Below are 19,766 nucleotides of genomic sequence, written 5' to 3'. Positions count from 1 at the left end.
CATTATTAAGGAAATAAATCATGACGATTAAAGTTGGAATTAACGGATTTGGCCGTATTGGCCGCTTGGCATTGCGTGCGGCTTATGATTGGCCAGAGCTGGAATTTGTGCAGATTAATGATGTGGCTGGCGATGCGGCAACGTTGGCTCATTTGTTAGAGTTTGACTCTGTACAAGGTCGTTGGCATCACCCCGTCTTGGCTGATGGTGATAGTATCATTATTGGTCAACATAAAATTCAAACCTCCCAACAAAAAGCTATCGATGCCGTAGATTGGTCAGGTTGTGATGTGGTGATTGAAGCGACGGGTAAACATCGTAAAACGGAGTTACTTAATCTGTATCTTGCTCAAGGCGTCAAGCGTGTGGTGGTTTCCGCTCCAGTAAAAGAGCCGGGTGTAGCGAACATTGTCGTCGGTGTTAACGATCATATTTTTAACCCAGACCAACACCGAATTGTTACGGCGGCATCGTGCACGACCAACTGCATTGCGCCGATTGTGAAAGTAATTCATGAAACATTAGGCATCGAACAATCATCATTCACGACGATTCATAACTTAACCAACACGCAAACTATTTTAGATGCGCCGCATAAAGATCTGCGCCGCGCTCGTGCGTGTGGGATGAGCCTCATTCCAACAACGACTGGCTCAGCAACCGCGATTGTCGAAATATTTCCAGATTTGAAGGATAAAATTAATGGTCATGCGGTACGAGTACCACTGGCTAATGCGTCACTGACCGATATTATTTTTGATGTTAAACGTGATACCACCGCTGATGAGGTTAATGCTTTGCTTAAAGTGGCCTCAGAGAATGAACTGCAAGGTATTTTAGGCTTTGAAACACGTCCATTGGTATCGATTGATTATAAAGGCGATCAGCGTTCAACAATTGTTGATGCTTTATCAACCATGGTGGTGGGTAAACGGATGGTGAAAATTTACGCTTGGTACGATAACGAAATGGGCTACGCAACGCGTACCGCTGAACTGGTGCGTAACGTTGGCTCAGTATAAGGAAAAGACGATGACACATCCAACTTGGGAACTGCCGATTACCGATCAAGCTGGGTTGATCCTCACGCCTTGTCCGGGCACAAAACAAACAGCGCTGACCGAAAGTATTGCGCAATTAAAAGCACAGGGTGTCACGGTCGTGGTGACGGCGCTGAGCCAACAAGAGATGCAAGAACATGGTGTGGGCCAATTGCCAGAAGAAGTAGAGAAAGCCGGACTGCTTTGGTTGCATGCCCCAATCGCTGATGATTGTGCGCCCGATGAAGCGTTCCACGCTCGCTGGCAACACATTGCGCCTTTAGTACATAAAGCCTTAGGTCATGGTGATAAAGTGGCGTTGCACTGCATGGGGGGATCGGGTCGTACGGGATTATTAGCTGCTCATGTTTTGCTTGAGAAGGGCTGGCCACTGGAAACGATCATTGCCAAGGTGCAGGCCCTACGTCCAGGCGCTTTCACTAAAGCGGATCAGGTCGATTATATTCATCAGTTTGTTGGTCAATAACCCCTAGTAAGAGCTGCATTGATGCAGCTCTTTTTCAAAAAGAGTGATCATCCATGTTGTCCCAATTCAATAACAGTGTTCGTCAATACATGCTCGTGACGTTCAATTACTGGAATTTTACCATTACCGATGGCGCATTGCGTATGTTGGTGGTGCTGTATTTTTATGATTTAGGTTATTCGACGTTAGCGATCGCGTCGTTATTTTTATTCTATGAATTTTTTGGCGTGGTGACCAACTTAATTGGTGGCTGGCTTGGTGCAAGGCTTGGCTTAAATCGCACCATGAATATTGGCTTAGGTATGCAAATCATCGCGTTATTAATGTTAGCCGTACCTGCCGCGTGGTTGACGATCCCGTTAGTGATGGCAGCGCAAGCTTTATCTGGGATAGCCAAAGATCTCAATAAAATGAGCGCGAAAAGTGCGATTAAAACGTTGCTGCCAGATGATGCACAAGGGGCGTTGTATAAATGGATAGCTATTTTGACTGGGTCAAAAAATGCGTTGAAAGGCGCTGGTTTTTTCCTTGGTGGCGTTTTGCTCTCGCTGATCGGTTTTCAATACGCAGTGCTGGCGATGGCTGGCGTATTATTGGTCGTCTTTGTTGGCAGTATTGTTAGTCTACAAGCCGATATTGGCAAAGCCAAAAATAAACCCAAATTTTCAGAAATTTTTTCCAAATCACGTAGCGTGAATATTTTATCGGCGGCGCGGATGTTCTTATTTGGTGCGCGTGATGTTTGGTTTGTAATCGCTTTACCAATTTATCTTGGTAGTGTATTTGGTTGGGATCACAGTACTGTTGGTGGTTTTTTGGCGTTGTGGGTAATTGGCTACGGTGTTATCCAAGGGGTTGCGCCGAAAATCACCGGTAGTGCTTCTGGTCAAGTGCCGGATGGTCGTTCTGCCATGGGGTGGGCTGCTTTATTGGCTTTCGTAACCGGAGTGATTGCTTACAGTATTCAGGCCCAATGGCATCCACAAGTGGTGATCATCGGTGGGTTATTACTTTTTGGTGCGATTTTTGCGGTTAACTCCTCCTTGCACTCTTATTTAATTGTCAGCTATGCCAAGGGAGATGGCGTGTCATTGGATGTTGGTTTTTACTACATGGCTAATGCGATGGGGCGCTTGATTGGCACCATTTTATCTGGTTGGGTATTTCAAGAGTGGGGATTAGCCGCGTGCTTATGGGTTTCTTTTACTTTCTTGTTACTGACGATGTTAATTTCGATTGGCTTACCAAAAGTCAAACCACAAGATAGATTATCTTATTAGCGATCATTGCATAATAAAATACATGATACAGTAAAGTGCTGGTGCGTGCTTTTTCGCACAGCCTTTACTCCCCACACAAACGTTGATAACGGGGCAACATACTTTCATTACCTAACAACCCGCCTTGGTGAATATAGATCAACGAACATGGTTGCTGCTTAGGTAGCCAATCAAGTAAACAGCGCCACATTAATGGGTCGTACAGCAAATCAAACTCAACATGAGTTTGCTCATAGAGCTGCTGCCAAATTTGATAATCCTCGCGATATAAATGACCAAAGTGATGTTTATGCGAAAGTTCGATAATCGTTGGATAAAGCGTATCTGCGAGTTGTTGCCATTGCTGGCGTAAATAATCCGCGCCACCGACACAAGGACAAGTAATCACTTGGATATCATGAGGTTGCAGTGCCTTTTGCAGGTAGAGCGAGGTTGCTCCGGTGCCTGACGGTAAAGCAATAATCCAGTGCTGTTTTGGCTGCTGTTGGATCCATTCGAGTAACTCAAGAGCGAGTTGCTTAACGCCATACTCAGCCAAAGGAGAGCGCCCTCCTTCTTCGATAAATAGGCAGTGCTCATCAGGCTGACGAACTTGCACGATATGATTGTGTGGATGATTGATCACGGCTGATTCCGTCGTCATCACTTGCGCACCCAGTTCGAGCGCTGCCCGATAGTTACCGATTGGCCGTTGTTGCAGCCACTTAGGGATCCGATGAACATAATATTCTAATTTCCAACCACGAATCGCCGCGAGTCCTGCCAGTGAATACAAAGAATTGGCTTGCACGGATCCATAGCTAATTAAAGTGGTGATCTCTGGTGCTTCCAATTCGAGTAGACCAAGAAATTTACGCGCTTTATTGCCGCAAAATTGTGGATGCAATTTATCATCACGTTTTAAATAGAAATCCACACCTTGAAAGCGATGCTGGGTGATTGGGCTATGAGAGAGTTTCATGAATTTATGGGGGTCAACAAGGTTAGCCGAGCATTATACGCTTTCTTAGTCATTAGCGGTATGAGGTGCAAAAAAAAGCCCAGAACAAAATGAACTGGGCGGATACAAACATAGGAGTTAATAAGGAAAAAGCAGCATTTACCTTGCCACTTGAAGCATTGACAGTGTGCGTCCAATCTTCAAGTCGTATCGGTATCGTGTAGTTGCCAGTGACCAAGAAAGTTCGACGGCCGTAAAACTCTGAATGCTCTACCAACTACACTAAGTCAGACTGGATGAATAACAAAGAGTTCCCAAATAATAGAAAAATGATCAAAAAAAATGATTATTTCTCTTTGCTCCCCTTTAAGAGCCTAAGAGTGCGGGATGATGTGGATGACAGATTGATTTTGTCTCGCGTCGAAAATATCTAGTCCGACCATGTTTTAAAAGTGTGATGTTAATTGCTTGTTAATCTGGTGTTTCAAAGGTATATTTCAAACAGTTGTTTGATACGGATGATTGAAATGGCCCCAAAGAGCAGTACCAAAGAAAAAATACTCGATGTAGCAGAAGGGCTATTTGCTGAGCATGGTTTTAATGATACGTCTCTTCGCACGATCACTAGCAAAGCTAACGTCAATCTGGCGTCGGTGAATTATCACTTTGGTGATAAAAAAACCTTGGTACGTGCAGTACTGAATCGTTACCTGGAAGCATTTATGCCGGCCGTTAAACAGTCATTGATGGCGTTGAATGAGCAAGAAAGTTACAGCATGGAAGAGGTGTTTGAATCGTTACGTGGACCTTTAAAAGCGTTAAATCAAATACGTCCAAATGGTACCAGTCGCTTCATGCTGTTAATTGGCCGCGGTTATACCGATGTACAAGGGCATTTACGCTGGTTTATTACCACTCGTTATGACGAAGTCCTCAGCCTATTTACTCAGTCGGTCATGAAAGCAAACCCCAACTTAACTCGTGAAACGTTGTTTTGGCGGTTGCATTTCACGCTTGGGACCTGCGTTTTTACCATGGCATCCAGTCAAGCCTTAGCGCAAATTGCTGAAAATGATTTTGCGACTAAAGTGGATGCTAACTCGATGATCGACCAGATTATTCCTTATTTAGCTGCTGGAGTAGCAGCCAAGTAATTGAACTAAACGAAACCATAATAAGTATAAATCTTAACCAGTGAACAAAAGGATCGGAATTATGAGCTCTCTAAGAAGAAAATGGATTAGTGACCCAGCTTTCAAACTCTTCAAACAAGTGTTGCCTCCGTTGTCTGCAACCGAAAAAGAAGCCATGGAAGCGGGAAGTGTATGGTGGGATGGAGAGTTGTTCTCTGGTAAGCCTAACTTTACGACGCTACATCATTATCCTAAGCCAACTCTCACGGCGGAAGAGCAATCCTTCATGGATAATGAGCTTGAAACGCTACTCGGTATGATTGATGACCATAAAATCATCAAACACGATCGTGACCTACCCAAAGAGGTATGGGATTATCTGCGTAAAGAGCGCTTCTTCTCATTAATTATTTCTAAAGAATATGGTGGCCGTGAATTCTCGGCGCTGGCCAATTCAACCATCGTATCACGTATTGCGACGCGCAGTATCAGTGCTGCCGTTACCGTCATGGTGCCTAACTCTCTAGGCCCAGGTGAACTGCTTTCTCATTATGGTACTCAAGAGCAGAAAGATTATTGGCTGCCACGTTTAGCTGATGGTACGGATATTCCTTGTTTTGCATTAACTGGCCCAGAAGCGGGTTCAGATGCTGGTGGTATTCCTGATCAAGGTGTCGTGTGCTATGGCAAGCATGAAGGTAAGGAAGTCTTAGGTATTCGTTTAAGTTGGAACAAACGCTATATCACACTAGCACCAGTGGCAACCGTACTTGGTTTAGCGTTTAAATTGAATGATCCGGATGGATTGCTTGGCGATAAAAAAGAGCTCGGTATTACCTGTGCTTTAATCCCTGCCAACCATACCGGTGTTGAAATTGGTGAGCGTCATGACCCGCTCGGTTTAGCGTTTATGAACGGACCAACTCGTGGTAATGATGTCTTTATTCCGATGGAATGGCTGATTGGTGGCGTGGACTATGCTGGTAAAGGCTGGCGCATGCTGGTTGAGTGTCTTTCTGCTGGTTGAGTGTCTTTCTGCTGGGCGGGGTATTTCTTTACCGGCTCTCGGCACGGCGATTGGTCATCTCACCTCTCGCACCACAGGAGCTTATGCTTATGTTCGTAAGCAGTTTGGTATGTCGATCGGTAAGTTTGAAGGTGTTGCAGAAGCGCTCGGTCGAATTGGTGGTTTGACTTACCTACTCGAAGCAACGCGGACGTTGACGACAACTTCTCTCGATATGAAAGAGCGCCCAGGGATCATTACCGCGATTGCTAAATACCATATGACAGAAATGGCGCGAACCATCTTAAACGATTCAATGGATATTCATTCAGGACGTGCGATTCAAGATGGGCCTATGAATTACCTATCGACCCATTACCTTGGCGTACCCGTTGCGATTACGGTGGAAGGGGCCAATATCCTGACCCGTAACCTGATGATCTTTGGTCAAGGTGCGACGCGTTGTCATCCTTATGTTCTCAAAGAAATGGAAGCGGCTGCTAACCCAGATAGCGAACAAGCCGCGAAGGATTTTGATAAGTTATTGTTTAAACACATTGGTCATGCAGTCAAAAATACCTTTGGTGCTTTTGGTGCTGCTCTGACGGGTTCGCGATTCATCAAAGCAGAGATGAGTGGGCCGACCCAAGGGTATTATAAAGAAATGACCCGTTTAAGCCGTGCCTTAGCGGTTAGCGCCGACTTTGCTATGTTGACCTTGGGCGGTGAGTTGAAACGTAAAGAGATGATCTCCGCGCGTTTGGGGGATGCACTGAGCTTCCTTTATATGGGGTCAGCGGTATTGAAGCGTTACGAAGATGAAGGCCGTCAACAAACGGATCTCGATTATGTGCACTACGCAATGCAACATTGTTTACATCATGCTGCCAAAGCCCTGAGTGATACTTATCGTAATTATCCGATTAAAGCGGTCGGTGGATTATTGAAGGGGTTAATATTCCCACTAGGTAATCACTACCAAGCGCCTAGCGATACACTTACCGTCAAGATTGCTGAAAGTCTAATGACGCCAGGAGCGCATCGTGATCGCCTAACCCATTTGTGTTACATCGGTAAAGATGAAGATGATAGTGTAGGTTTAATGGAGAGTGCCTTCCTTGCTATGTATAGTGTGAAAGGGTTGGAGCGACAAATGAATAAAGCGGTGAAAGAAGGTAAGGTGGCTCGTAAAGGACCTTTGGTCGAGCGTCTTGCTCAAGCGAAAGCGGCTGGTGTTTTGACTGACAATGAAGTTGAAGCGATTTTAGCTGCAGACAAATTGCGCTCGAAAGCGATTCAAGTGGACCATTTCAGTCATGATTTAAGCGAAGTGCGCACTCACAACGTTAATCCACCAAAATTGAATAATGTGGCGTAACTCATCCTATTTAATTTGCTAATGTTGTAAGGCCTCTTTTGAGGCCTTATTTTTTTGCTGTTAATGGTACAGTAGCGCTAATTTTTTGTGATTGGTCTTGTCTTGTGTGTTTAAGATAGGATGATCCTGAACCATTTAGGTTAAGAACAGCTCCAACCACTCCGTAAAAAGGTGCTTTTGGGCCGAAATAAGATGCGAAGTGGCGCTGAAACTTTTATCCTAACCGAGATTTTTGAAGGAAGTTGAATATGATCATCAAACCTAAAATTCGTGGATTCATTTGCACAACCACTCATCCAGTGGGCTGTGAAGCGAACGTAAAAGAACAAATTGCTTATACTAAAGCACAAGGCCCGATTAAGAATGCACCAAAACGTGTGTTGGTCGTTGGCTCATCTAGTGGCTACGGCTTATCTTCACGTATTGCTGCCGCCTTTGCTGGTGGTGCTGCAACGATTGGCGTCTTTTTTGAAAAACCGGGTACGGAAAAGAAAACCGGAACCGCTGGATTTTACAATGCCGCGGCGTTTGATAAGTTAGCTCACCAAGAAGGTTTATACGCTAAGAGCCTCAATGGTGACGCCTTTTCTGATCAAGCTAAGCAAAAAGCCATTGAGTTGATCAAACAAGACCTAGGTCAAATTGATTTAGTGGTTTATTCATTGGCTTCTCCGGTTCGTAAGATGCCAGATAGCGGTGAAGTGGTTCGTTCAGCCCTGAAACCAATCGGTGAAACTTACACCGCTACTGCCGTTGATACCAATAAAGACATCATTATCGAAGCCAGCGTTGAACCTGCCACTGAACAAGAAATCAACGACACCATCACGGTAATGGGCGGTCAAGATTGGGAGTTATGGATGCAGGCCCTCGATGATGCGGGCGTTTTAGCGGATGGTTGTAAAACCGTTGCTTATAGCTACATCGGTACTGAGCTAACGTGGCCAATTTATTGGGATGGTGCATTGGGTCGTGCGAAGATGGATTTAGATCGCGCTGCACAAGCATTAAATGAAAAATTAGCCGCCAAGCAAGGTAGCGCTAATGTGGCCGTGTTAAAGTCGGTTGTCACTCAAGCTAGCTCGGCGATTCCTGTCATGCCGTTATACATCGCAATGGTCTTTAAGAAAATGCGTGAAGAAGGCATCCACGAAGGATGTATGGAGCAAATCTATCGTTTGTTCAGCCAGCGTTTGTATAAAAATGATGGCTCTGCACCGGAAACGGACGCTCATAACCGTCTGCGTCTTGATGATTGGGAGTTGCGTGAAGATATTCAACAGCACTGCCGTGAGTTATGGCCACAAATCACGACTGAAAATCTCAAGACGTTAACAGATTATGAACTCTATAAAGAAGAGTTCCTTAAGCTGTTTGGCTTTGGTGTTGAGGGGGTTGATTACGATGCCGATGTCAGCCCAGAGGTTGAATTTGATGTGATTGACATTTAATCGATGTCTTATCAAAGAGTAAAAAAGGCGCTTTATGCGCCTTTTTCTTTAGTGCTTATCTCTATCAAGAATATTCACTGAGGAATTGCTTAGTTGAGAATAATTAAGATGGTACCAGCAAGCGTCATCAAAATATTGGCAATGGCGTAAGTTCCCGCATAGCCAAGCGCTGGAATGGTCGATTTGGCATAATCATTCACGATATCCATCGCCGGAGCACAGGTACGAGCACCAATGATCGCTCCAAAAAGTAAAGCGCGATTCATTTTTAATAGATACGCTCCGACCAAATAAGCAAAAACGACGGGGACAACGCTCACGATGAATGCTAAGCCAATCACTTGCGGACCAACTTCGGTTAAATGTTCAAACATTCGTCCACCAGCACTTAAGCCAATACCGACCATAAATATCATCAGTCCTAGATCTTTGACCATATTTAATGCACCTTGCGGGACATAACCAAAGGTTGGATGGTTGGCTCGTAAAAAACCAAGCGAGATACCGGACAAAAGTAGGCCGACGGCATTGCCCAGACTAAAGGAGACTTGACCAAAGGTCATGGTAATTAAGCCAAAGAGAATCCCTAAAATGAAAAAGCTACAAAAAGCCATGAGATCGGCCATCTGACTATGAATAGAGATAAAACCGATTCGTTCGGCTAGCCCTTTAACACGACTTTTTTCTCCACTGACCTGAAGTACATCGCCTTTCGCCAGCACAATATCGAGATCCATCGGCATTTCAATTTGCGCACGCACCACGCGGTTCAAGAAACAGCCATATTCTGAGAGGTTTAAATCAGACAACCTTTTTCCAGCAATACTGTCACTTTTGACGACAATTTCTTCTTCAGTGATCCGTAGGTCAAGTAAGTTTCTATCAAACACTTCTTTACCATTACGAAAGCTCGGATCGAGGCGTGCATGACTGTCTGGAAAACCGACTAAAGCAATTTCATCACCTTCTTGCAAAATAGCATCACCATCAGGGTGGGCAAGAATACCATTGCGACGAATACGCTCGATATAGCATCCAGTTTGACGATAGATACCAAGCTCTCGTAAATTTCTGCCATCAATCCAATTGGTTAGCTCTGGGCCAACCCGATAAGCACGAATGATCGGCAAATAGACCTTGCGTTGTCCGCTGCCGCCAATTCCCCGTTCTTGAGCAATTTGTTGCGCTGAATCAGAGAGATTTTGTTTTTGTAACTTAGGCAGTAACTTCGCAAACATGATCATACTGATCAGGCCAATCAGATAGGCCATCGCATAGCCAACCGAGACATTTTCTAAAATCAAGGTCAGATCCATATTACGGGGAATACTGGCGAGACCAGAGTTTAGGGCATCTTGTGCACCCACCAAGACAGGAGTCGACGTTAACGCTCCGGCCATCATCCCAGCCGCTAAGCCATAATCGAGATTAAAAAAATGGCTGGCGGAATAGGTTAAACTGGTGGCAGTAACTAACACAACTAGGCTTAAAATTAAATAATGCTTACCATCACGAAAGAAGATACCAAAGAAGTTTGGCCCCGCTTCAATTCCTACACAATAAATGAACAGCATAAAGCCAATCGTTAACGCTTCGGCATTAAATGAAAAGCCCAAGTGCCCCATAACAAGAGAGGTGATCAGCACGCCAATCGAGTTGCCTAATTGCAAACTACCAAAGCGAATTTTGCCAAATGCCAAGCCAATGGCGAGGACAACGAAGATCAATAAGATAGGGTTTTGTTCTAACAACAGTACGACGTCGATATTCACAATTTAGCTCAATATTGGCATGCAAGAGGAGGATGATTAAATTGTGACGATTGTATCGTAAATAGGCAAAAAGATAAGTGAATTTTTTCAGGGCAAGGTCATTTTTTAATAAATAAGTTATTAAAAAACCCGCGAAACATCAGCGGGTTGACTAAGATTAAAAATGGTGTGTCGAAAGCTTATTCGTCAAATAGACCTAAATGCTCTTTTGCATAGGCTTCAAATTCAGTGCAGCCGCCAATATGTTGTTGATCAATAAAAATTTGTGGCACTGTTTCAACAGGCTTGCCAACGGTTTTTTCTAGATCAGCTTTAGTAATGCCTTCTTCATGAATATCAACATAACGGTAATTGAAGTCATCACGTTTCGCTTTTAAGGTTTCTGCGTGCTCTTTTGCACGGACACAATATGGGCAAGCCGGGCGGCCAAAAATCACTACGAACATCACTTTCTCCTCTGTTTCGTTTGCGTCACTATGCCCGATTCGAATTAGGAAATAAAGCGTCATTTACCAGTTGTTTTAATAGGTAAAATTGATTGGATAATTTATGCCCAAGTTAAATAAAGCAGCGATGCTTATACTATCTATTGTGATGTCGTGCATAGTCTGAGATGAAGTTTGAGTTATTTAGCAACAGGTTGCACTGAGTCAAAAAAAAATTTTACAAAGAGAAGCACACTAAATGTTGTTAGAGTGATTGGGTGGAGGGCACATGTTCCAGTTTATAACATCGAATCGAATTGTATTCGGTGCGGGGGCACTGCAAAACTCGTTGTCGCTGATCAATCAATATGGTTACAGTGTGCTACTGGTATCAGGTAAAAATGTGCAACGTGCTCAAGTGATCAGTGATTATTTACAACAGCAAAAAATGCCCTATCAGCACGTTGCTATTGATGGTGAGCCCAATATTACTATGGTCGAAGAAGCGGCTATCGTTGGGCGACGCTTTCAGCCACAGGTGGTGGTGGCTATCGGAGGCGGTAGTGTTTTAGACATGGGAAAGGCTTTAGCGGCGATTATTCCTAATCAAGGAAATGTGTATGACTATGTTGAAGTCGTCGGTCGTAATGTGCCACTCAAAGCTAAGCCATTGCCATTTATTGCGATTCCAACCACCGCCAGTACGGGCTCGGAAGTCACGAAAAACGCAGTGTTAAAATCAGGGCAAGATAAAGTTAAAGTGAGTTTACGTAGCCCTGATATGCTGGCCGCCGTGGCGATTATCGATCCGAGTTTAACGTACGGCACCGATCGTTATACATCTGGTCGTGGTGCCATGGACGCTTTTACTCATCTCATGGAGGCTTATGTTTGCGGTGAGCCTAATCCTTTAACGGATATGATCTGTGAAGAGGGATTGCGCCGTTTATCACGTTCAACGCTTGCTGCGTGTTGTTTGGATGATAAACCTGCTCGTGAGGATTTATCCTTTGCGGCCATGTTGGGTGGAATGGCAATCACTAACGCTAAGTTGGGGGCTGCGCATGGATTGGCCTCTGCGTTGGGAGGTAAGCTCGACGCACCGCACAGCGTGATCACCGCTCGTCTTGCCCCGTATGTAATGCGAGAGAATATTCATGCGGCCAAAAAGGCCCAACGTACGGAAGTATTGCAGCGTTATTACCGAATTGCGCAATTACTGACGAAGCGTAAAAATGTCAACATCGATGATAGTATTCTTTGGGTGCAGATGATGCTCGACAAGTTACAACTTCCGTCCTTGAGTCAATTTGGGGTATGCACTACTTCTTTCGAGCAAGTCGCTACGGATGCGCTGCGGTCACAAGCGATTAAAGGCAACCCATTTCCGTTAACTTATGAGAGATTAGTGTATATTTTATGGCAAGTTTGTTCATGTTCTCAATCAGAAACGCAGAATATTATCCCGCCTTTGGTTAGCGAGAAAAGATTGCAGTGGATTTATAATTCTCGCCTTGTCGAAGGAAGTGAACAAGGAAGCTAAAAAAGTAGAAAGAGAATGGAGCTATTCATCTTATAGCCATGAATAGCTCCATTCTCTTTTTCGGTTGGGGGAGAGAAAAAAGAATTAAAACTGCGATAATTTATCGTAGCGAGAGTCTTTTAACACGTCTTTAACGCGTTTGAGGTTTTCTCTAAAACCAGAACCTCGGCGCAAAGTGAAACCGGTCGCTAACACATCAATCACCGTCATCTGCACAACTCGACTCGCCATCGGCATGTAAACATCGGTATCTTCAGGGACATCAAGACAAATCGATAAAGAGCTCGCTTTATCTAACGGCGAGTCTTTTGCGGTAATAGCAATAACGGTTGCGCCATTTTCTCGTGCAAGATTAGCGATTTCAACTTGGCTTTTTGTTCGTCCGGTATGAGAAATCAACACGATCACATCATTGTCGGTACAGTTAATGCAGCTCATCCGTTGCATAACAATATCTTCAAAACAAGAGATCGGAATATTAAAACGAATGAATTTGTTTTGTGCATCACGTGCGACGGAAGAGGATGCGCCTAAACCAAAAAACGAAATGCGCTTGGCTTGTGTTAATAGGTCAACCGCTCGGTTAATTTGCATTGGGTCGAGACTATTTTTGGCAACATCCAAACAGGCCATGGTCGATTCGAAAATCTTATGGGTATACGCATCGGGACCATCGTCTTCTTCCACGTTGCGATTCACGTAAGGTGTCCCATTCGCCAAGCTTTGTGCTAAATGTAATTTAAAATCAGGGAAACCTTTGGTGTCGAGTCGACGACAAAAGCGATTCACTGTCGGTTCACTAACGTCGGCCATTTTGGCCAGCGTCGCAATGCTGGAATGAATGGCGGTTTGCGGGGAAGCCATAATCACTTCGGCGACTTTACGTTCCGATTTGCTGAAATTTTCTAGATTTTTTTGTATTTTTTCTAATGTATTCATAGTGTTCACGCGGGCCTAGAGAACAACTCATTGGGATTTTCAGGTGCCTTGTTATCATCGAAATGAATCATTTTGACAAGGGACACATTTACCAACGCCATGACGCGAGTATAAACCCAAGCGGTCATAAATCATAAAGTAAACACACTATCAAATAGTGAGAATATGACAAGCCTCAAACTAAATTTCATGAAAACTACACTTTTAATTGGGGAAAAGGCCTAAAAGCTTCGTTTATAGATGGATTATGATGGGCGAGTTACAATAAAAAGAAAGAAATTTTCATTTATTTCTTTCTTTTTATTCGTCGTTATTGTTTGGCAAATGTGCCGGAGTTTTTAAGCCTGTGAGTTAATAATGCTTTGACTCAACTGATTTATCTGGGTAAGTAATTGAGTCGCGGTTTGGGCAATGTCCCTTTGCTCTTGCAAGACCGAGTGTAAAATTGACTTAGTTGTGAGTGGGTTCGCCAATACAACACGAAAGACCAAGGTATCTAAACCTTGCCAACGTGTCGGATTCAGTTGGGTGCGAGAAACAAACGATTTACCGGTTTCACGTTGTTTCTTCTGAATGTATTTAGTTAATTCATTCAGCAAATGATTCAGCGCGATTTTCTCTTTTTCATCCGCCATCGACAGTGCTTTTATCGCGTGATCAGGAGCATAGCGATAAGTAAGTAGACAAAGCTCAGGTTCTGAAACGAGTTCAAAATCCGTTTGTGACTGAATCAGATCAGCAAAATAACGTGCTTTCTCTATACTTTGATCAATCAACAGTTGATAGCCAGCACGACTAATAATGTGCATGCTCGCATAGACCAACATTGCCATCCCTGAGCGAGATCCTTCTAAGGTATGACTGCCTAAATCTTTAGAACCTTTGCGTAAAATATATTGCGCATGATGTTCTATCGCATTCATTGCATGAGGGTCTTTAAATAACACCATTCCTGCGCCCATGGGAATATACATTTGTTTATGGGCATCAATGGTTACAGAATCGGCCAGTTCAATACCATCCAATAAGTGGCGATAGGTACTCGACATTAAGGTGGCACCACCCCAAGCGGCATCGACATGAAAATGGCATTGCTCTTTTTGGCAAATTTCACCGATGGCTCTTAGTGGATCGACATTTCCCGTCTCGGTTGTACCTGCGACACCGACAACGGCAAAGGGATGAATGTTTTGTGATTTTAGCTGATCGATTTTTTGCTGCAGATCATCTGGACAAAGACGATTATTTTCATCGGTACGAACGGTGACTAAGCCTTGTTGGCCGATGCCCAAAATGTCAGCCGCTTTTTTTAGTGAATAGTGGCCTCGCTCAGAGACCAAAATCGCTAATCCTTGATAACCATAATGGAGCATGGCTTTGAATAAGCCTTCTTTTTCTACACCACCAAAATGGTTACTCGCCTTTAGTGCATTGTTACGTGCTACCCAGAGCGCGGTAATGTTGGCAATGGTACCGCCAGAGCAAAATGCGCCAAGAGAATGGGCGGCGCTGTGCATCCATTGTTGGTAAAATTCGTCTTGTTGGGCATAAATAAGACGGTGCAACATGCCTAATACTTGACGTTCAAGTGGAGTAAATGCTTTCGAGGTTTCAATTTTTACTAAGTTTTGATTCAAAGCAATCATGATTTTTGACAGCGGCATTAAAAAATAAGGTAATGCTGAAGTCATATGGCCAATAAAACTGGGCGATGCCGTATGCACCGATTGAGCCACTAACGTATCCATTAAATGTTGAGTATGCTCTGAGACAAACTCTGGCGCTTCAGGAATGTGCGGATTGGAAAAGTCTTTTTCTATCTCTTTAAGCGGCTTTTCTTCTGCGACAATATGCTCACGTAAAAATTGGTTTAAATTACGTGACAGCTCTTCTTCAATACGAGTCAGAGTAGAGTCTGGTCCTTCTGGTACGGTGAATATACGTAGAAGGCTCTCAAAGTTTGCATCCGCTATTTTGTGTTCTGATACCATAATTATGTCGTTATTGTTGAGGCTGGTTAATGTCAGCTAGGCAATCTAAACCAAAACCCAAAGCTTGTCCTGCAGTCATTGATATCGCTTTGGCAGTTCTCTCTTTGTTCGATTGGCGTGCTTTACTCAGTCACTTAATTGGGTTACGTATCTTGATGAAATGTTGATGTATTGTAAAGTGGGCTGTGGCCGATTCCTGAGAGCTAACCTGCAAGAGAGACAAATAACAGCATTAAAAACGGCACTAATAGACTTAAGATAAAGCCACTGACAATCGCCACGGGAACACAGCGCACGCCACCCGTGGTCTGAATCACTGGGAGAGTGAAGTCCATGGCCGTTGCTCCAGCGTAACCAATAGAAGCGCAGGGTTTTCGACCAATAAACATTGGAATTAACACCAGTGCGACTAATTCACGCATCAGTTCAATTAAAAACGAAGCGCCACCATAGACAGGGCCAAAAGCATCGCCCATCAGAATTCCGGATAATGAGTACCAACCAAACCCAGAAGCCATAGCTAATGCTTGATAGACAGGGATATCGAGAATTAAAGCGGCTAGGAATCCACCTATCCAGCAGGTAATAATGACGACGGCGGCGATGATCATGCCATGCTTATTCAACAAGATCTGTTTTAACGTTAAACCACTGTTTCTTAATTGAACGCCAATAAAAAACAGCAAAATGAATAAAATCCATTCACTGGCGCTTTCTACCCAAGATAAATCAAAACCAAGAACCAAGCCAAGCAACAGTCCTGCACCAACAACAAAAATCAGCTTGATCGATTCTAACGCCATACTTGATAGGGGTAATTTGGTTTGTGTTGCTTGGCTATCAATTGGTAGCCATTTATCAATCCAGGGCAGGGCCAACAAATTGCAGCAGCCCATGGCAAGGAAAAATACGCCGGCAATACGCAAAATTGCTTGTAGATTAGCGCTTAAATTATCTAATGCAGCAAGGCTAAGTCCCATCAGGAAGAGGATGACATAAACCAGAGAAACCGTTGCTTTGTTTAGTAAGGTTAATTTTGCTGGCTGTGTGATAGAAAAAAGATACCCGATAACCAGTGGGGCAAAAATAAATAACATCCCTAAAAACATAGATTCCTCAAGGGGTAACCCCAGCTCATATTAACGATAACTGGGGGAGAGTGTTCAAAAACCACTGGCGTTAATTTCTACTTCATGCTCATCTAAAGCGTCATCTTGTTTCCGAAACAACAGCAGATGATTTGCGATGCGAGCGATATCAAGATAACTGACTTCTTGGCGATGCTCAATAAATGGTTGGTTACTCGCCACTTCGAGAAAATCGTTATCAAACCCCCAATGTTTTAAAACGAGTTGACTGGTTACAGAACAGTTAGAATGGAAAATCTGCAGCGCAATGTCTTGATCGAGGTAGTGTCCATTTTCCAAATAAAGGTGATATTCATTCACTAAGCAAAACAGACCGATATCGGCCAATAGACCAACTAATAACGCTTTCTCTTGTTCTAAGTGTTGATAGTGCTGCGGTTCTAAACGCTTAAACCATTGAGTGACTAAAACCATACTGGCACCGAATTCACGCGATATGGCAGCACTATTGGTCAGGACTTTATTGCACGCAGAGCTAAGATTAATTGAATGCTTGAGCTGCTCAATCGCTTGGGCAGTGACAATTTCACGTACACGTATAATGCCTAAACGGGAAACTGCTGTCGTTAAATCAAGGCAAGTGATATTGCGGCGATTAAAGACAACTGAATTTGCGATACGGATAACCACTGCCGCGAGGCTTGGGTCATCAGTCAGGCACGCGGCAACATCAGCGACTGTGGTTGATTCAATACCACATAATTGTTGAATTTTTAATACTACATCTGGGATAGGGGGCAGTGCTATTTTGCCTGTACTGATTGAGAATTTAACCAGCTGAGCAAACTCACTTTCCAATCCTTGGATAAGGAGATGTTTATTTTCGGGAAGCCAATAAAAAGATAAATGGTTCATCGTATCCGGTCAAAAGCGGGAAGACGTCCCATTTTACCGATTGCTAATAAAGAGATGCAACCATTAAACGGGTCTTAATCGGTTTATCGTGCAATATAAAGTATGAAATGAATAACATCTGATATGCAACATTGAGATTTTGTGAGGTCAGTAGCTTTTTAAAACGCTTTTCAGGTGGTGGATGTGAGTTAAGTCCGGACTTATTTTATGGAATTAACTATTATGTACATAAATCAATACGCAGGCACGTAGTAAAAATAAGCTTGCGATGTATACCTAATTTATTCGCTATAACTTGCTGCTATCTGGTGATCTTTGTGACTCGGGGACGACGATTAAAGGATCTATCAAGATGAGTGAGACAACATTTTTTGATTATGTAATTAAGTTTGGAGACTACCAAAAGCGTTCAATGTTCGGCGGTGTTGGCTTATTTCAGCAAGAGGCCATGTACGCGTTGTTAACTGAGAGTGCGATTTTTCTTCGTGGTAGTGAAGAATTGGATGAACGGTTGACCCAACTAGGGTGTGAAAAATTCCGTCATGTAAAAAAACAGACTACGGCGACGGTTAATTATTATGATATTACGCAACTTTTTGAACAAGGTTATGCGCAACTAGATGATATTATTCAACACTCCATCTTTTATTCTATTTCACAACGTAGCTTTCAAAAATCTCAAGCGAGCCGTCGGCTAAGAGACTTGCCCAATATGCAGTTGACTCTTGAGCGGATGGTAAAAAAAGCCGGCGTGAACGATGTTGAAACTTTTGTAAAACTTGGCGCACCTGCTGTATTTAGTAAGGTGCGTAAAATTTATGGCAGTGATGTTGATGTCAAACTCTTATGGAAGTTTGCTGGAGCAATTGAAGGGGTACATTGGAAGCTACTCCAAGAGCCACAGAAACGTCAACTGTTGGAATATTGCCAAGCTCGTTGAGTAATAATAAATAAGCCGAAGTCGAGAGACTTCGGCTTATTTTATGACAAGCACCAAATAGTTACACTTAGTTGATTAATATTTAAAACGAGCCGTAAGCATCAGTTGGTCGCCATAAGCATCATTGAAGCGGGCTTCTGCGCCGAGTGAGAACAATTCCGTTGAGTGGAAGCGAGCATACACAGAGCCTATCCAATCATCGCGGTCATCAATAGAGACGTAGCCAGCTTTGCCACCTACTTCAAGTTGTGGGCCTAGCCACTGACGAACACCTAAATTCAGTTCCATTCCTGAATCTGCACTGCCGTAGCTTTTCTTGTCTTGTAAACGGAATAACATTTCTCCCGTTAAATCTGCCCAATTATTAATCGGGGCATGAAAGCCAAAACCTGCAGCGAGATCGTAATCACTTTCAAACTCAGAATCGATACGTGCAATCATATGAGCATTAGGATGAATCGATTTACTGATTGCCGCACCGAAGGTCGCAGGGCTAGCGCCGAAACGAGCTTCGACATATTCGTAGTTAAAATTACTCATTACGGTTGGGCTGTTTGGATCCGTTTGAGCCAAAGCGTGTACCGACGTTAAAAGTAGAGCGGTTGCCATGATTGTTTTGCGCATAGTCACAATAAACCTATCTGTTTATGATTAATTCCATAGTATACCCAAGCGATCCTAAGATGCAGTATTGAAAACGTTGCAACTGATTTCAAATCTAATCCACATGGTTTATCGAATGGCTTATTTGGGTACACACTAAATCAATTACTATTTCGAGTGTTATAACATCATAATTCATTGATGGAGGCTAACTCTACCAAAAAATGTCAAGATTGGGTTACCTTGATAAAAAAACAGCAAAATCAACGTGATATTGTTTAGAATGCTGCCATTTTTATCCGTCGAGCTTAATAGGGTACACGTTTAACATTATTCACCATAACTGGATCGATTCGCTGCCAGTGCGTTTAGAATTAATTCAGTATCAAGAATTGGCATCCAAGCCATTAAATCAGGTTCATTTTCGATCACGTAATGAGTTAGCTGTTCTTTCACGGTATGGCGTAATTGTTCGGCTTGCCAAGGCTTGGTGATAAAGAAATGTAAGCTCGAATGATTTATCGCCTCTACGGTATCGTCTAATCCCGCTTGCCCAGTTAAGAGTACCTTACGTGTTGGTTGAGTGGCATCGGATTGATTAAGTTCGATAAGAAAATGAATACCGGTTTCTTGCGGCATGATGTGATCACACAAAATGAGCGCTAGTGGTATCCCTTGCTGTTGATAATCAGTAATAACTTCTTTCGCCTCTGCCACAGACTCTGCGGCTTCGAGGATAAAATGCTCTTCGAATTCGTTTAGATCTTGCATAACACTATTGAGCACTTCACGTTCATCATCGACGCATAAAATCATTAGTTTTTGCATTTTTTTC

General features: G+C 43.4%; 15 protein-coding genes and 2 pseudogenes. 8 read left to right on the top strand and 9 right to left on the bottom strand.

Features of this window, described 5'->3' with window-relative positions:
• Positions 1–20: 20 nt before the first annotated feature.
• From BSR11_RS06500 to arsJ, 3 genes are read left to right on the top strand one after another with little or no spacing between them, the layout of a single operon-like run.
• Positions 21–1,022 carry an ArsJ-associated glyceraldehyde-3-phosphate dehydrogenase gene (locus BSR11_RS06500; RefSeq protein ID WP_072669630.1) on the top strand — a complete coding sequence of 334 codons (1,002 nt, stop codon included), beginning with the start codon at positions 21–23 and terminating at the stop codon, positions 1,020–1,022.
• A gap of 10 nt (positions 1,023–1,032) precedes the next feature.
• A complete protein-coding gene (locus BSR11_RS06495) occupies positions 1,033–1,527 on the top strand; it encodes a cyclin-dependent kinase inhibitor 3 family protein (RefSeq protein ID WP_072669629.1) in 495 nt (164 codons plus the stop codon).
• A 53-nt stretch (positions 1,528–1,580) separates the two neighbouring features.
• Positions 1,581–2,807: an organoarsenical effux MFS transporter ArsJ gene (gene arsJ / locus BSR11_RS06490; RefSeq protein WP_072669628.1), complete on the top strand. Its 1,227-nt coding sequence runs from the start codon at positions 1,581–1,583 to the stop codon at positions 2,805–2,807.
• A gap of 64 nt (positions 2,808–2,871) precedes the next feature.
• Here the strand turns inward: arsJ and BSR11_RS06485 are convergent, their stop codons facing one another.
• Positions 2,872–3,768: a pyridoxal-phosphate dependent enzyme gene (locus BSR11_RS06485; protein WP_072669627.1), complete on the bottom strand. Its 897-nt coding sequence runs from the start codon at positions 3,766–3,768 to the stop codon at positions 2,872–2,874.
• A gap of 506 nt (positions 3,769–4,274) precedes the next feature.
• On the opposite strand from BSR11_RS06485, the gene psrA reads away from it, so the two are divergent.
• From psrA to fabV, 3 genes and pseudogenes are all read left to right on the top strand, one after another.
• A complete protein-coding gene (psrA, locus tag BSR11_RS06480; RefSeq protein ID WP_181397466.1) occupies positions 4,275–4,901 on the top strand; it encodes a TetR family transcriptional repressor PsrA in 627 nt (208 codons plus the stop codon).
• 61 nt (positions 4,902–4,962) lie between these two features.
• Positions 4,963–7,264 (top strand): annotated as a pseudogene (locus tag BSR11_RS06475) (acyl-CoA dehydrogenase).
• 248 nt (positions 7,265–7,512) lie between these two features.
• Entirely contained in the window at positions 7,513–8,715 is a 1,203-nt protein-coding gene (fabV, locus tag BSR11_RS06470) for an enoyl-ACP reductase FabV (RefSeq protein ID WP_072669625.1), read from the top strand.
• 89 nt (positions 8,716–8,804) lie between these two features.
• On the opposite strand, the gene BSR11_RS06465 is transcribed toward fabV, so the two are convergent.
• Positions 8,805–10,487 (bottom strand): aspartate:alanine antiporter, encoded by a 1,683-nt coding sequence (locus BSR11_RS06465; RefSeq protein WP_072669624.1) that lies wholly within the window; start codon positions 10,485–10,487, stop codon positions 8,805–8,807.
• A 179-nt stretch (positions 10,488–10,666) separates the two neighbouring features.
• The gene (locus tag BSR11_RS06460) at positions 10,667–10,933 is read right to left on the bottom strand and encodes a GrxA family glutaredoxin (protein ID WP_072669623.1); all 267 of its coding nucleotides are present in this window, start codon (positions 10,931–10,933) and stop codon (positions 10,667–10,669) included.
• Positions 10,934–11,201: 268 nt separating this feature from the next.
• Between BSR11_RS06460 and BSR11_RS06455 the strand changes: the two genes are divergently transcribed.
• Entirely contained in the window at positions 11,202–12,455 is a 1,254-nt protein-coding gene (locus BSR11_RS06455) for an iron-containing alcohol dehydrogenase (protein WP_072669622.1), read from the top strand.
• A gap of 84 nt (positions 12,456–12,539) precedes the next feature.
• Here BSR11_RS06455 and BSR11_RS06450 read toward each other — a convergent pair whose 3' ends face one another.
• From BSR11_RS06450 to BSR11_RS06435, 4 genes and pseudogenes are all read right to left on the bottom strand, one after another.
• The gene (locus BSR11_RS06450) at positions 12,540–13,394 is read right to left on the bottom strand and encodes a MurR/RpiR family transcriptional regulator (protein ID WP_004395036.1); all 855 of its coding nucleotides are present in this window, start codon (positions 13,392–13,394) and stop codon (positions 12,540–12,542) included.
• A gap of 338 nt (positions 13,395–13,732) precedes the next feature.
• The gene (panP, locus tag BSR11_RS06445) at positions 13,733–15,385 is read right to left on the bottom strand and encodes a pyridoxal-dependent aspartate 1-decarboxylase PanP (protein ID WP_072669621.1); all 1,653 of its coding nucleotides are present in this window, start codon (positions 15,383–15,385) and stop codon (positions 13,733–13,735) included.
• A gap of 203 nt (positions 15,386–15,588) precedes the next feature.
• A complete protein-coding gene (locus BSR11_RS06440; RefSeq protein WP_072669620.1) occupies positions 15,589–16,494 on the bottom strand; it encodes a LysO family transporter in 906 nt (301 codons plus the stop codon).
• A gap of 60 nt (positions 16,495–16,554) precedes the next feature.
• Positions 16,555–17,388 (bottom strand): annotated as a pseudogene (locus tag BSR11_RS06435) (HDOD domain-containing protein); the annotation flags it as partial.
• A gap of 352 nt (positions 17,389–17,740) precedes the next feature.
• Between BSR11_RS06435 and BSR11_RS06430 the strand changes: the two are divergent.
• Positions 17,741–18,328, top strand: a complete 588-nt coding sequence (locus BSR11_RS06430; protein WP_072669619.1) for a TfoX/Sxy family DNA transformation protein — start codon at positions 17,741–17,743, stop codon at positions 18,326–18,328.
• A 75-nt stretch (positions 18,329–18,403) separates the two neighbouring features.
• Here BSR11_RS06430 and BSR11_RS06425 read toward each other — a convergent pair whose 3' ends face one another.
• Together BSR11_RS06425 and BSR11_RS06420 are read right to left on the bottom strand one after the other, a co-directional pair.
• Positions 18,404–18,952: a hypothetical protein gene (locus tag BSR11_RS06425; RefSeq protein ID WP_072669618.1), complete on the bottom strand. Its 549-nt coding sequence runs from the start codon at positions 18,950–18,952 to the stop codon at positions 18,404–18,406.
• 309 nt (positions 18,953–19,261) lie between these two features.
• A complete protein-coding gene (locus BSR11_RS06420; protein WP_072669617.1) occupies positions 19,262–19,759 on the bottom strand; it encodes a response regulator in 498 nt (165 codons plus the stop codon).
• Positions 19,760–19,766 lie beyond the last annotated feature (7 nt).

The sequence above is a fragment of the Vibrio injensis genome (assembly GCF_001895205.1).
Lineage (GTDB): Bacteria > Pseudomonadota > Gammaproteobacteria > Enterobacterales > Vibrionaceae > Vibrio > Vibrio injensis.
The sequence above is the reverse complement of the archived record's forward strand: the minus strand, read 5'-3'. Positions and strand labels throughout refer to the sequence as shown.